This window comes from Winogradskyella sp. Asnod2-B02-A (genome assembly GCF_045063645.1).
GTDB lineage: Bacteria > Bacteroidota > Bacteroidia > Flavobacteriales > Flavobacteriaceae > Winogradskyella.
This window is the reverse complement of sequence record NZ_JBEFOG010000027.1, coordinates 2,262,311-2,277,947: the sequence shown is the minus strand read 5'-3', so window position 1 is coordinate 2,277,947 and position 15,637 is coordinate 2,262,311. Positions and strand designations below refer to the sequence as shown.

Genomic DNA, 15,637 nt, shown 5'->3' with positions numbered 1-15,637 from the left:
TTTCATCAAACACTAAGTAGCTCTACATGTATAGATTAGAGAACTTAAACAAGAAAAACTAGTACACTTTAAAAAAGTGAAATCTATTTTTATAAAATAAAAAAACGACCTAAAACCCAATGGCAAATAGCTTTTGTGTTTTAGGTCGTTAAGTAAAATCTATTATTTTTTACGTAAATACACACTTATCGGAACACCATTGAAATCAAACATGTCACGTAGTTTATTTTCTAAAAAACGCTTATATGGATCCTTTACATATTGTGGTAAATTACAGAAAAAAGCAAATTGTGGTTGCGGAGTTGGCAACTGCATAATATACTTAATTTTCACAAATTTACCTTTATAAGCTGGAGGTGGCTGATTCTCTATTATTGGTAATAAGGTTTCATTTAGAACGCTTGTTTTTATACGTTTAGATCTATTCTTATAAACCTCGACAGCCGTTTCAATAGCTTTGAAAATACGTTGCTTATTTAAAACTGAAATAAACACAATTGGCACATCTGTAAAAGGAGCAATTTGTTCTCTAATGTGTTTTTCAAATTCCTTGGCTGTTTTTGTGTCTTTCTCTACTAAATCCCATTTATTGACAAGGATTACAATACCTTTTCTGTTACGTTCTGCTAACCAAAAAATATTTTGAACCTGACCATCAAAACCACGAGTAGCATCTAACACAACTAAACAAACATCACAATGCTCAATAGCTCTTACACTTCGCATTACAGAATAAAATTCTAAATCCTCTTTAACCTTAGATTTACGACGAATACCAGCCGTATCTACTAAATTAAACTCAAACCCAAAACGGTTATATTTTGTATCAATAGAATCGCGCGTTGTACCAGCAACATCAGTTACAATGTAGCGTTCCTCTCCAATTAAAGCATTAATAAATGAAGATTTCCCTGCATTAGGTCTCCCAACCACAGCAAAACGTGGTAATTCATCTTCTTCAATTTCCTCTTTTTCTGGTAAAGCCTCAACAACGGCATCTAATAAATCACCTGTACCACTTCCGTTTATACTTGCAATGGCAAAATACTCTCCTAATCCAAGAGCGTAAAACTCAACGGCATCTTCAAGACGTTTATTATTGTCAACTTTATTAACTACTAAAAAAACTGGTTTTTTAACTTTTCGTAATAACTGAGCGACGTCTTCATCCATACCTGTAACTCCAGATTCTACATCAACCATAAAAATAATAGCATCAGCTTCATCTATGGCTAACTCAACTTGCTTGTCAATTTCCGCTTCAAATACATCATCACTACCAAGGACATATCCTCCGGTATCAATTAAAGAAAACTCTCTTCCATTCCAGTCTGTTTTTCCATAATGACGATCTCTTGTTACACCACTAACAGCATCAACAATAGCTTCTCTTCTTTTAATAAGACGATTAAAAAATGTCGATTTCCCAACATTTGGACGACCCACTACAGCGACTATATTACCCATTTATTTTTATTTAAGGCTACAAAGATACTACTTCCTTCCTAGTTATGGCGCACTATTAATCACTTTTCATTTATTACTTTAAAAAGTATACAAATTAAAAAGTAAAAGCATAAATAACACAGCTAATATTGTTAACATCCTGTTGATAACAAGTATTTATTTAAAAAATGAGACGTATATTTTTAGTAATTTTAAGGCGTGTATAAAATGAAGCTTTCATACACATCCTTAAAAAGGCTTAACAAACATAATCTTTCGAGAAACAGCCCCTTTTCTTGCGGGAAATTGTGTGTTAAAACAATACATAAGGTTTTATTGATTGCTAGTATTAAACACTAAAATATTATAATTAAATATTCAAAAAGAATGGGGAGATACTTTACGCTTATCTTAGTTTTATTTTTAAGCTTGGAATTTGCAATAGCTCAAGAGAATTACGTTGAACACTCCATTCAAAAAGGTGAAAGTGTTTATATGATTTCGAAAAAATACGGAGTTACTGTAAATGCGATTTTCTCACTTAATCCAGGATCTGAAGATGTAATATACGCAGGTAGAACCTTAAAAATACCTAATTCTAGTGATACTAATACACAAGTAAATAATAATAATAATAATAATAATAATACCGTTATTAGTGATAGCCTAATTAGTAACTACGAAGTAAAGCGAGGTGAAACAAAATCTGGCCTTTCAAGACGTTTTGGAGTTAGTATTGCTATGTTAGAGCAACAAAATCCCCATATTGTTAGAATGCTTCAAGCAGGACATATTATAAATATCGACAAAACTATTATAGAAAATGAACGACAGGCAGCGCCTGGTGAGCATATTGTAGTTAAAGGAGAGACGCTTTGGGGAATTGCAAGAAGCAATGGCATTAGTCTTGCTCAATTAGAAGCTGCAAACGCTGGTAGATTATCTGAGTTTTTGCAAATTGGACAAACTTTAGTGATTCCAGACAAGAACGCAGAGATTACAACCGAAGGGGAATATTTAGTAAAGCGAGGTGATACAAAATTTGAATTGGCCAGACGTTTTAATATGACTATAGCTGAGCTCGAGAGCAAAAACCCTCATATTGTAGATATGTTAATGGCTGGTCATAGACTTAATGTAGACAACTCTAGCACTTACGCTCAAGATGAAACAATTAGCTCTACTGATACAGACAATTCAGTAACAGAAATAAGCACAACATCCTCTGACGGAGAATACAGGGATTATGTTATTCAACCAAAAGAAACACTTTATGGCTTATCTAAAAAAGCCGGCATGACCATTAATGAATTAACAACTTTAAATCCAAAATTACTAACCTCTGTTAATACTGGAGACATAATTAAAATGCCAATAAACGTGGTATCAAGCACTACAGATACTGTAACCGAAATTAATTACGAAGAAACTGGCGTTAATAAAAACCAAGCGTTATATGATAATTTAGTCACAGAAACAGCCAATGGTATTTATTTTTATACTCCTTTTTCTAGTGAAGAATTAAGTTCTCCTGAGCAAAGAGATAAAATGATCAGTGCAAATGCAGATCTTCAAAAATATATTGATTTTTTCCAAGGTGCTCAAATTGCAATCGATTCGGCTAAAACCTTAAATCTTAATTTTGATGTCACATTAATTAAAAAGAATATTGGTAAACCTCAGTTAAATATTGAGAGTCCTCATCAAAAAAATGCAATTCTTGTTCCATTTTTAGATAACGCCTCACATTACCCAGAAATTACGTCTAATGAAGATCTTTCAATTATTGATATAGAATCTAATATTATCCCTAAAGATAGTAGCAAAGTTTATCAATCAATTCCTTCAGATAATTTTCAAAAAACCAAAACATTAAATTATTTAGCCACGCAAAATGCACAAGTTATAGTTGTTAGTGATCTTGAAGAAGCTAGAAATAAAAATCTAATTTTAAATATCATTCCTAATGCAAAATTCTTAAAAGTAGATAAAGCTGGTTTCTTTGAAGCAAATGCATTAGAAAATACGTTAAGAAAAGACAAATTAAATTATTTGATTTTAGACAGTGAAAAAACCATTATTTTTCTAAACTCAACAACAACATTAATGAGTAAATTATCTGACTTCAACATTCAGCTTGTAATGCTTAAATCATCATTACGACCTAATCAAACTGAAGTCTCAGATATGAGATATCGTGTTTTACGCTTAATTTTCCCTTCAATTACAGATCCAAGGAATAAAAAAGGAGTGAACGACTTTGAGCGTCATTACAAAGATATATTTGAATCAAATCCCTCAAGATATTCTGAATTAGGATTTGATGTTACCTTAGACATATTATTAAGACTTTCCCAAAATTCATCTTTTGAAAACACTATAAATACTGTTATTTCCGAACATCCTCACCTAAAATTTGAGTATCAAAAATCTAATGATTCTATTTATTCTAACAATGGAGTCAGAATAATGCAATACCATTCAAATGAAGGATTAATGGAGCTTGATTAATGCGCTAGAATGTTAAAATAAAAAAAACTATAAAACTGACATATTTAAATTTTGCTAAGTAAAGGCTAATTACATATATTTGTTTCCCCTTTATCTTACAATTTTGCAAGTGAACGATTTTATTTTGAACTTGCTGTTCTTAATCCATGGCATCAATTTCAACAAAAGTAATTATTTTAATTTTTCTTAATGAAAGCCAAACAGCAACGTTTTAAATGTTATCCTATATCTATAACATTTTTTCTTTTAACAATTACTACCGCATTTAATTCTATTAATGCACAATGCCCAACAGTAACTAACAGTACGCAAACGTTATGCGATTTGCAATCCGTTTTAGTTGGTGATCTTGAAGCTACGGATAATGGTGGAGGAATAGTATGGTATGCTTCGGCAGACTCTACAACACCTTTATCTAATTCTGCAGGTTTAATAAGTGGTGAAGATTATTATGCAGATGACAATACTGGATCTTGTGGAACAAGAGCACGTGTAGATTTTACTCTTATTGGACCTCCTACTGGTAATAACTTTCAAGGAGTTTGTTTAGATGACGTATCTCAAGCTACTGTAAGTAGTTTAATAGCAACAGGAAATGATGTACAATGGTATTCATCTCCTGCTGGTGGCACTCCTTTGGATGGCAGTGATATATTAGTAAATAGCACATTGTATTATGCAGATCAAGCAAGTCCGGATGGAAGCTGTAGAACTTCTAGACTACCTGTTTTAGTTATTGTAGGCTCAACTTCTATTCCAACAGGAGATATGGTTCAAAATTTTTGTAGCACTTCAGGATCAACGCCAACTGTCGGAGATTTAGTAGCAAGTGGAAACAATAATTGGTATATTTCATTATTCTCAGCATTACCTTTGTCTCCGAGTACTCCTTTAATAAGTGGGCAAACATATTATGCAACAACTTTAGATCCACCGTGCGAAAGTACCGGAAGATTAGCCGTACTTGCAATTTTAGACACAGTTCCAGATGCTGGTGAAAATGGTATACTAGATATTTGTGATAATAATTTAAATTCAACTTTCGATCTATTCTTATCACTTGAAGGCTCTCCTGAAACTGGAGGTTCATGGTCACCAACATTAAATAGTGGCACAGGAATTTTTGATCCAAATATAGATCCTGTAGGAGAATACACCTATACAGTTGCTTCAAATAACACATGTCCTGATGGATCTGCATCAGTAACAATATCTATAATTCCTGCCCCTAATGCAGGTACAAGTGCCAACTTAGATCTTTGCAGTATAGATGCTGCTATCAATTTATTTGACAGTTTAGGTGGAAATCCAGAAGCAGGCGGAGTTTGGTCTCCTTCATTAAATAGTGGGACTGGTGTATTTAATCCTGCTATTGATTCTGATGGTATTTATACGTATACCGTAACTGGAACAGGTCCATGTGCTGATGCTACTGCAACTATAACTGTATCTGTAACCGAATATAAAGATGCAGGTGAAAATGGATCTATAGATGTATGTGATAATGTTGGTATTATTGATTTATTTGACAGCCTTGGTGGTGTACCTGATATTGGAGGAGTTTGGTCTCCAGCATTAACTAGCGGAACAGGATTTTTTGATCCTTTAATTGATTCTGCAGGTACATATACCTATTCCTTTACAGGAAATGATCCTTGTCCTAATGAATCTGCAACAGTCTCTGTAAACGTAGTTCCATTACCAATTGCTGGTAGTGATGCTACACTGACCCTTTGTAGTAATGACTTAGCCACTATAGATTTATTTGATAGCCTTGGTGGCACACCTCAACCAGGAGGATCTTGGTCACCTACACTAACTAGTAACACGGGTGTCTTTGATCCATCTACTGATACCGCAGGAATATATACTTATACGGTATCTGGAACTCCTCCATGTACAGATATATCAGCAGAAGTAAATGTAATAATAATTCAAGAGCCAAATGCAGGCATAAATGCTACTGTAAATATCTGTAGTAATAATGGAACAATAGACTTGTTCGATAGCCTTGGAGGAAATCCTGAAGTTGGTGGAACTTGGTCACCTACATTAACAAGTGGAACAGGAATATTTGATCCTTTAGTGGATCCTATTGGTAATTATAATTATACAGTAACAGGAACCAGTCCTTGCGCTGATGCTATAGCAACAGTAACTATTTCAATTATACCATTTCAAAATGCTGGTACAGATGGTGCCGTAACTGTTTGTTCTAATGATGGTACAATTGATCTTTTTGATAGTCTTGGAGGTATACCAGAAGTTGGTGGTACATGGTCTCCAACATTAACTAGTGGAACTGGAATTTTTAATCCTGCTATCGATTTAGCCGACACCTATACGTATACAACTTCTGGAACAGGACCTTGTTCTGACGATGAAGCCATTGTTGAAGTTTCAGTAATTCCAGCACCAGATGCTGGTATAGATGCTACAATAAATATTTGTGATAATATAGGGCTTATTAATTTATTCGATAACCTAGGTGGAACCCCTGAAACTGGAGGAACATGGTTTCCTGCACTTACCAGTGGCACAAATATTTTTGACCCTTTAGTTGATACTGTTGGTGATTATACATATACAGTAACAGGAACAAGCCCTTGTGCAGATGATACAGCAACAATCCTAATAACAGTAGTACCATTCCAAAATGCTGGTACAGATGGTACTGTTACCGCTTGTACTAATGATGGCACTATAGATCTTTTTAACAGTCTAGGTGGTTCACCTCAATCTGGAGGTATTTGGACACCTACACTTAATAGTACAACTGGTGTTTTTGATCCTTTAATAGATGCAGCAGGAACTTATACTTATACAACTTCTGGTTCAGGACCTTGTTCTGAAGATGAAGCTACTGTAGAAGTCTCTATTGAAATATCACCTGATGCAGGTTTAGATGGCACACTAAATTTATGTAGTCTAGCCAATTCGGTAGATTTATTTAGTAGTCTTGGTGGTTTGCCACAAACAGGAGGTACATGGTCACCAGCACTAGCAAGTGGAACTGGCGTTTTTGACCCTAATTTAGATCCTGAAGGCGATTACATTTACTCTATAAGTTCGGCAATATGTAATAATAGTACTGCAACCATTACAGTTTCTGTAACAGATGCTAACGATGCTGGAAATAACGGAAATGCAGAACTTTGTTTTAATGATGCACCTATAAATTTATTTAACAGTTTAGGTGGAAATCCTGATATTGGCGGAACTTGGACTCCTATGTTAAATAGTGGCACTGGAATGTTTGATCCAACTGTTGATTCTGCAGGAACCTATATGTACACTGTTTCTAACAGCACAAATTTATGTCCTGATGATACTGCAACCGTTTTGGTTACAGTTTTACAAGAGCCAAACGCAGGAAACAATGGAACCCTTAATTTATGTGATGCAACTATAACTGTAGATCTAATCAATGGGCTTGGAGGAACAGCTGAATCAGGAGGCACATGGTCTCCACCCCTTACAAGTGGCACTGGAATCTTCGACCCTAATACAGATCCTGAAGGAATTTATACATATACATTAACGAATTCTTGTGGTACTAATTCGGCAACTGTTACCGTTTCTTTATCCGATGTGAATGATGCGGGTGATAATGGAACAATAGAACTTTGTGGCACAGATGCTTTTGTAGATTTATTCAACAGTTTAGGTGGAAATCCTGATATTGGTGGTACATGGTCTCCAACGCTTACAAGTGGAACTGGTGTATTTGATCCGTCTGTTGATGCTGCTGGTGAATATACTTATACCGTTTCTAGCGGTACAACGGCTTGTCCTAATGATTCTGCTACAGTTACTGTTACTGTTTTACAGGGACCTGATGTTGGTAGCAACGGAACATTAAACCTATGTGATACAACAAATACAATAGACTTACTAACTGGTCTTTCTGGTACTCCTGAAATAGGAGGAACTTGGTCACCTACTTTGGATAGCGGCACCGGAATTTTCGACCCTAACTTTGATCCTGAAGGAATTTACACCTATACATTAACCAATTCTTGTGGTACTAATTCGGCAACTGTTACCGTTTCTTTATCCGATGTGAATGATGCTGGTGATAATGGGACAATAGAACTTTGTGGCACAGATGCTTCTGTAGATTTATTCAACAGTTTAGGTGGAAACCCTGATATTGGTGGTACATGGTCTCCAACGCTTACAAGTGGAACTGGTGTATTTGATCCATCTATTGATATTGCTAGTGTATATACTTATACCGTTTCAAGTGGTACAGCAGCTTGTCCTAATGATTATGCAACAGTTACAGTTTCTGTTTTACAAGGACCTGATGCTGGTAACAACGGAACATTAAACCTATGTGACACAACAAATACAATAGATCTAATAAATGGTCTTGCCGGAACACCAGAAACAGGAGGAACGTGGTCACCTGCTTTAATTAGTGGCACTGGAATTTTCGACCCTAACTCTGATCCTGAAGGCACATACACCTACACGCTAAGTAATGCTTGTGGCACTAACTCAGCAACTGTTACCGTTTCTCTATCTGATGTGAATGACGCTGGTGATAATGGAACAGTTGAATTTTGTAACACAGATACTTCTGTAGATTTATTTAATAGTGTAGGTGGAAATCCTGATATTGGTGGTACATGGTCTCCAACGCTTACAAGTGGAACTGGTGTATTTGATCCATCTATTGATACTGCTGGTGTATATACTTATACCGTTTCAAGTGGTACTGCGGCTTGTCCTAATGATTCTTCAACAGTTACAGTTTCTATTTTACAAGGACCTGATGCTGGTAGCAACGGAACATTAAATTTATGTGGATCTACAAATACGGTTAATTTATTTGATTCTCTAACCGGAACACCAGAAACAGGAGGTGTTTGGTCACCTGCACTTACTAGTGGTACTAACATTTATAATCCTAATACTGATACTGCTATTGTATACACCTATACTGTAAGTAATTCATGTGGAAATAGCTCTGCCACTGTAACCATTTCATCCGACAGTGCTGACGCGGGCGATAATGGTAATCTTGAAATTTGTATTACTGATATGTCTGTAAACTTGTTCAATAGTTTACAAGGATCACCTGATTCTGGAGGAACCTGGACACCAACGCTTACAAGTGGAACTGGTGTATTTAATCCATCTATTGATACTGCTGGTGTATATACTTATACCGTTTCTAGTAGCACAACGGCTTGTCCTAATGATACTGCAACAGTTACAGTTTCTGTTTTACAAGTACCTGATGCTGGTAGCAACGGAACATTAAATTTATGTAATTCAACAAATACAGTTAATCTATTTGATATACTAACAGGAACGCCTGAAACAGGAGGTATTTGGTCACCTGCACTAACAAGTGGTACTAACATATATGACCCTAGCACAGATACAGCTGAAACTTATACTTATACCGTAAGTAATACGTGTGGAAGTAGCTCTTCCACTGTAACCATTTCATCTGATAGTGCAGAAGCAGGAGACAATGGTAATCTTGAAATTTGTATTACTGATTCTCCATTAGATTTATTTAATAGCTTAGGAGGAACACCAGATATGGGAGGTACATGGTCACCAACTTTAACCAGTACTACGGGAGTTTTTGATCCAACTATAGATTCTTCTGGGATTTATACTTATACCGTAACAAGCGCTTCAGCGTCCTGTCCTGATGACTTTGCAACAGTAACAGTTTCAGTTTTACAATTACCAAATGCTGGAACCGATGCCTTATTAGATATATGTTTAAGTGATGCAACCGTTACAGCAAATTTAACCGATGCCTTATTAGGCTCACCTGATACGGGAGGAACATGGTCTCCAACATTAACTAGTGGGACTGGGGTATTTGATCCTAATACAGATACTGTTGGTACTTATACATATACTGTAAGTAATTCTTGTGGAACAAGTTCTGCGGAAGTAACAGTTTCAACCTCTAATCCAAATGATGCTGGTATTGGTACTTCTATCGAATTATGTAGTAATGCTACTGCTATCAATTTGTTTGAAAGCTTAGAAGGAACACCTAACACTACTGGAACTTGGTCTCCTGCACTTAATAGTGGCACAGGTCTATTTGATCCAGCAATTGACTCTGCTGGCACATATACTTATACCGTTTCGGATAGCACATCAAGTTGTCCAGCTGCTGCTGCATCTATTGAAGTTTCTATTATTGCAACACCAAACGCTGGTATAGACAGTTCTGTTCTTCTATGTATAGATGAAACTAATACTATTAATTTATTTGAAAGCCTTGAAGGAAATCCAGATGTTGGAGGCACTTGGTCTCCTACTTTAACTAGTGGATCAGGAATTTTTGACCCAACCATAGATAATGATGGTATCTATACATACTCTGTAACTTCAACAGAATGTAATATTACGGTTTCTGCAAACGTGACGGTTACCATACTAGATCTCCCAGATGTTACAGGTCTTACTATGTCTATGGAAGATAATGTAATTTGTGTAGGTTTAGAAGATGCTATAATAGATATTACAGGTGCAAATCAATTGCCAGATGGAGATTATTCTATTGTATATCAACTTTCAGATTCAAATGTTTCTGTAAACACTATTGCTATTTCAATTTCAGGCGGAAATGCAACATTTACTATTCCACAAGTATTGTTAGAAAACTCTGGTTTAACCATAGTTAACCTCAACCAATTATTTGTTCTTGGACAGAGTTGTAGCGCCATAACAACTGGAATAGAACCTGTAAAAATAATAGTTGAACAAATACCTACTCCAATTTTAATTGACAACGGTACAGAGTTTTGTTTAGAAGATAATTCAACCCTAAACGATTTATCAAATAATATAACTAATGTTAACTATGAAGATGGTGAAATAGTTATATGGTACGATCAATTAACAGATGGTACTCAATATAACAACTCTGAAGTACTAGAGGAAGGTATTATTTATTATGCTTCTATTAGATCTGCTTTTGGTTGTGAGAGCGAAATTCGTTTAGAAGCGAATGTCAGTTTTATAGAATGTATAGGAGACCTTGTTATACCTGATGGTTTTTCACCAAATAACGATGGTATAAATGATGTTTTTGACATTCTATTTTTAGAAGACCTTTATCCAAACTATAAAGTTAGTGTCTATAATCGCTATGGAAACATTCTTTACGAAGGAAATAAAAACACACCTCAATGGGATGGTACATGGAAAAATAACAGTACCGTTTTACCTGTAGGAGTCTATTTTTATATTATAGAATTTAATGATGGAGAGACAGAGCCTGTACAAGGTAGAGTTTATTTAAGTAGATAATTACGACAAATCAAAATGATAGATAAGTTAATAAAATATTGCATTGCCATAGCAACTCTAACTTTAGGGTTATTGTCGCATGCACAGCAAGATCCGCAATACACTCAATACATGTATAATATGAGTGTTATAAATCCTGCATATGCTACAGATGATAATACCTTAATGAATATTGGCTTGCTTTACCGTAATCAATGGGCTAAGGCTGTTGGAGGGCCTACAACAGGAACGTACTTTGTACATTCTACGATTACAAGCCGTTTAGAAGGAGGACTCTCAGTTGTGCATGATGAAATAGGAGATGTAGTAAAACAAACAAGTGCTTTTGCAGATATTGCCTATGTACTTCCCGTTGGCACTAACACAAAATTATCTTTTGGTGTTAAAGCAGGTGCTACCATTTTCAATACTAATTTTGATGGTTTTGTTTATTCAGATCCAATAAATGAAGATCCAGCATTTGCTGAAAACATAAGTAAAACATTTCCTAACATAGGAGCAGGTTTATACTTTTTTTCAGATCATTATTATTTAGGTTTTTCAGCACCAAACCTTTTAGAAACGAAACATCTAGAGGAAGATAGTGGTGTTGTATCCCAAGGTTCAGAAAATATACACTACTTTTTTACAGGTGGCTATGTTATAGATTTAAGTGATACTTTTAAATTTAAACATTCGTTTATGGCTAAGCATGTAAATGGAGCACGCTTATCCATAGATTTAAATGCTAATGTTTTAATTAATGATTTAGTAGAACTAGGTGCAGGTTATCGCTTTGATGATTCTTATAGTGGTATGGTTAATTTTTCTATGACAGACGCTATTCGTATTGGTTATGCATATGACCATACAATTTCTAATTTAGGTCGATTTAATTCTGGGTCTCACGAAATAATGTTATTATTTAACATTGGCAAACTCGGAAAAGGCTACGATAAATCACCAAGATTTTTCTAATTAAAGACAAATGAAAACGATTAAACTATATATCTTATTTGCTGTAATAACAACAGGAAATCTTTGTTTTTCGCAATCTAGTAAAGCGGACGCTCTATATGAAAACAGAGCGTATGTTGAAGCTGCAGAAATTTATTCTGAGCTTCCAAAAACAGCTGTTAACTTAGAAAAGTTAGGAGACTGCTATTATTATAATTCTGAATTTGATAGAGCCTATCAAGCCTATAAACAAGTTTACGATTTAAAAGACAATACAGAACTCACTGAAGACTTTTATTTCAAATACTTTGACGTATTAAAAGGAACTAGAAAATATGAAGAATCTGATGAAATTTCAACACTTCATTTAAACAATCCAATTAATACCAAAAGCTTTAAATCTTTATTAAAACGTATTATTCCATACGAATATGAACTCATAAACCTTACCGAAGATATAGGAGGTTCTAATTTTGGAGTGGGTATTTACGGAGATAAAATCACTTTTGCTTCAACAAAAAACTTAAAAAATCCAAATTACGAATGGAATAGTAAACCCTATTTAGATTTATATGAAGGTAAAGTTACCGTTGGCAATTCTATAACATTAGACAGTATAGAACCGTTTAACAAAAAAATAAATACATCAAAACAACATGAAAGTAATGCTGTGTTTACCAAGGATGGCAAAACCATGTATTTTTCTAGAAATCTAAAAAAACGTATTGATTTAGATTCTACAAAAATAGCAGTTGTAAGTATTTTTAAAGCAGAATTAGTTGATGACGAATGGACAAATATTGAACCCGTACCATTTTCAAGTGACACGTATTCTACCATGCATCCTGCTTTAAATAGTGATGAAACAAGACTTTATTTTTCTAGTGATATGCCTAATACTCTAGGTTCATTTGATATCTTTTACGTGGATATTTTAGATACTAATTCTTTTGGAGAACCAGTAAACCTTGGTAAAAACATAAATACCGTTCGTAGAGAACAGTTTCCATTTGTTGCAAAAGACAGCACACTATATTTTGCTTCGAATGGTAAAATTGGATTTGGTGGTTTAGATTTATTTTCTAGTAGTTCTAAAAACTCAAAATACTTAGACGCCCTCAATTTAGGAGAATCTATAAATACCGAAAAAGACGACTTCGCATTTGTAGTTGTAGATTCGCTAAATACAGGATTCTTATCATCTAATAGATCTGGAGAAGATAATATCTATACGTTTAAACGTATTGAAAATGAAAGAACTTATACTATTGAAGGATTAGTTACAGATAAGGTAACAGGTGAAATACTGCCAAATACAACTGTTACACTTTTTGATGAAGACGGCAATGTAATTGCAGAACAACTTGTAGGGGAAGATGGAAAATATCAATTAACCACAAAACCTAATCAGAAGTATTCTGTTGAAGGTTTTCAACCAAAATATATCCCTCAAATTGAATTTTTTGACACTAACGATAAAGGTAATATAGAATTCAATATTGAACTTGAAATTGAATCTTATAAAGATGCCGAGGAGATCGTTACGGATGATGAAGAAGGCAACACATATATTGAATTAGAAAATATATATTTCGATTTTGCAAAATGGGATATAAGACCTCAAGCAGCAAAAACTTTAGATGTATTAGTGGCATTACTTACAAAGTACCCACGTATGGAAATTCAATTAGGAGCGCATACTGATTCTAGAGCTGGTTTTGAGTTTAATTTAGAATTATCACAGAAAAGAGCACAAGCTACTTTAGAATATATGGTAGAGAATGGCATATCAAGATCAAGATTAACATCTAAAGGTTATGGTGAAACTAAGCCATTAGTACCATGTGGTGATGACTGTACAGAAACAGAATTTTCAATTAATAGACGTTGTGAATTCCTAATTCTAAAATAAGGAAGTTTCCTTATATCCAAATTAATAATGGCTCTTTCAAATGACATTGTTTTAAGACCACGGTTCAAATTTGAAGTCGCTACAAACAACGAATCATTGTTAGAGGGTTTTGATCGCACAAAATCTAATCAAACTGCATTTATAGTTTCAAGAATAGATGATCATGTTTTTATTAAATTCCCCAAAAAAGACCAACACTTTTGGTCACCTCAGTTGCATTTAGAAATCAATAGCGAAAGTGATGATAAATCTATTATACATGGCTTATTTGGACCCAATCCAACAGTTTGGACTATGTTTATGTTCTTACACTTTATAGTCGCAGGATTATTCTTTGGTTTTGGAATTTGGGCATACACAAATGCAACATTAGGAAACTCTTATGCCATACAACTGTTTCTAACCCTATTTATGATAATCATATGGTTTGTATTGTATTTTGCTGGAAGAATTGGACGCTCTAAAGGCATGCCTGAGATGCACAAACTACACAGCTTTATGAAAGAAACAATTCGCGTTTATCGCTGATTATAACCAAAACGTTTTAATTGATTCTGATTACTTCTCCAGTTCTTATTCACTTTAACGTATAATTCTAAGTGAACTTGTTTACCAAAAAACTTTTCTAAATCTTTACGTGCTTCTACTCCAACACGTTTTAAAGCAGAACCTTTATGCCCAATAATAATTCCTTTTTGGGTTTCGCGTTCTACCATAATAACAGATCTCATTCTGATGATATTTTCTTCTTCAAAAAATTCTTCAGTATCAACCTCTACAGCATACGGAATCTCTTTTTTATAATGAATTAAGATTTTTTCTCTTATCGCTTCGTTTACAAAAAAGCGTTCTGGTTTATCTGTTAATTGATCTTTAGGATAAAAGGCAGGTGACTCAGGTAATAACTCTATAATTCTATCAAATACATTTTGAACATTAAATCCTTCAGTTGCAGAAATAGGAAAAAATTCAGCATTAGGCACTTTACTTTGCCATAACTCTGATTGTTCCTCTAGTTGCTCTTGATTAGATGTGTCAATCTTATTTAATAATAATAACACTGGAATCTTTGAATTGGTAATTTTATTAAAAAAGGCTTCATCTTTAAGCTCCTTCTCTCCTATTTCTACCATATAAATTAATACATCTGCATCATCAAAAGCAGATTTTACAAAATCCATCATAGATTCTTGCAGTTCATAAGCAGGTTTTATTATTCCTGGTGTATCACTTAATATCACCTGAAAATCTTCACCATTTACAATACCTAAAATTCGGTGTCTTGTAGTTTGCGCTTTAGATGTAATTATAGACAATTTCTCACCTATAAATGCATTCATTAACGTTGACTTACCCACGTTAGGATTACCAATAATATTTACAAAACCAGCTTTGTGCATCTTTAAAAATTTATTGCAAAGTTACAATCTTTAAACCATTAAGTCATAAAAGAGTTGAAATACAATTTTACACATGACAAAAATCACCATTTTAACACAATTTTTCTTTTAAATTTGAGAGATAACTTCTTATTTC

Annotated in this window: 7 protein-coding genes; 5 read left to right on the top strand and 2 right to left on the bottom strand. The window is 34.2% G+C overall.

Annotated elements, in window-relative coordinates; all coding sequences use genetic code 11:
- Positions 1–162: 162 nt before the first annotated feature.
- On the bottom strand, positions 163–1,467 hold the full coding sequence (der, locus tag ACJJVO_RS17710) for a ribosome biogenesis GTPase Der (RefSeq protein WP_405576547.1): 1,305 nt from the start codon (positions 1,465–1,467) through the stop codon (positions 163–165).
- A gap of 366 nt (positions 1,468–1,833) precedes the next feature.
- On the opposite strand from der, the gene ACJJVO_RS17705 reads away from it, so the two are divergent.
- The 5 genes from ACJJVO_RS17705 to ACJJVO_RS17685 all read left to right on the top strand — a co-directional run bounded on the left by ACJJVO_RS17705 (position 1,834) and on the right by ACJJVO_RS17685 (position 14,629).
- Complete coding sequence (locus ACJJVO_RS17705) at positions 1,834–3,957, top strand: LysM peptidoglycan-binding domain-containing protein (protein ID WP_405576545.1); 2,124 nt, start codon at positions 1,834–1,836, stop codon at positions 3,955–3,957.
- A gap of 189 nt (positions 3,958–4,146) precedes the next feature.
- Positions 4,147–11,253 (top strand): gliding motility-associated C-terminal domain-containing protein, encoded by a 7,107-nt coding sequence (locus tag ACJJVO_RS17700; protein ID WP_405576543.1) that lies wholly within the window; start codon positions 4,147–4,149, stop codon positions 11,251–11,253.
- Positions 11,254–11,268: 15 nt separating this feature from the next.
- Entirely contained in the window at positions 11,269–12,210 is a 942-nt protein-coding gene (locus ACJJVO_RS17695) for a type IX secretion system membrane protein PorP/SprF (RefSeq protein ID WP_405576541.1), read from the top strand.
- A gap of 10 nt (positions 12,211–12,220) precedes the next feature.
- On the top strand, positions 12,221–14,101 hold the full coding sequence (locus ACJJVO_RS17690; protein WP_405576539.1) for an OmpA family protein: 1,881 nt from the start codon (positions 12,221–12,223) through the stop codon (positions 14,099–14,101).
- 27 nt (positions 14,102–14,128) lie between these two features.
- Entirely contained in the window at positions 14,129–14,629 is a 501-nt protein-coding gene (locus ACJJVO_RS17685) for a GTP-binding protein (RefSeq protein WP_405576537.1), read from the top strand.
- Here the strand turns inward: ACJJVO_RS17685 and era are convergent.
- Positions 14,620–15,501, bottom strand: coding sequence for a GTPase Era (gene era / locus ACJJVO_RS17680; RefSeq protein ID WP_115816324.1), 882 nt, complete (start codon positions 15,499–15,501; stop codon positions 14,620–14,622). The genes ACJJVO_RS17685 and era overlap by 10 nt on opposite strands.
- Between the last annotated feature and the right edge of the window lie 136 nt (positions 15,502–15,637).

What these genes read in the sequence shown, in the direction of transcription:
- der (WP_405576547.1), bottom strand. Translation starts at nt 1,467, where the DNA reads ATGGGTAATATAGTCGCTGTAGTGGGTCGTCCAAATGTTGGGAAATCG.
- ACJJVO_RS17705 (WP_405576545.1), top strand. Translation starts at nt 1,834, where the DNA reads ATGGGGAGATACTTTACGCTTATCTTAGTTTTATTTTTAAGCTTGGAA.
- ACJJVO_RS17700 (WP_405576543.1), top strand. Translation starts at nt 4,147, where the DNA reads ATGAAAGCCAAACAGCAACGTTTTAAATGTTATCCTATATCTATAACA.
- ACJJVO_RS17695 (WP_405576541.1), top strand. Translation starts at nt 11,269, where the DNA reads ATGATAGATAAGTTAATAAAATATTGCATTGCCATAGCAACTCTAACT.
- ACJJVO_RS17690 (WP_405576539.1), top strand. Translation starts at nt 12,221, where the DNA reads ATGAAAACGATTAAACTATATATCTTATTTGCTGTAATAACAACAGGA.
- ACJJVO_RS17685 (WP_405576537.1), top strand. Translation starts at nt 14,129, where the DNA reads ATGGCTCTTTCAAATGACATTGTTTTAAGACCACGGTTCAAATTTGAA.
- era (WP_115816324.1), bottom strand. Translation starts at nt 15,501, where the DNA reads ATGCACAAAGCTGGTTTTGTAAATATTATTGGTAATCCTAACGTGGGT.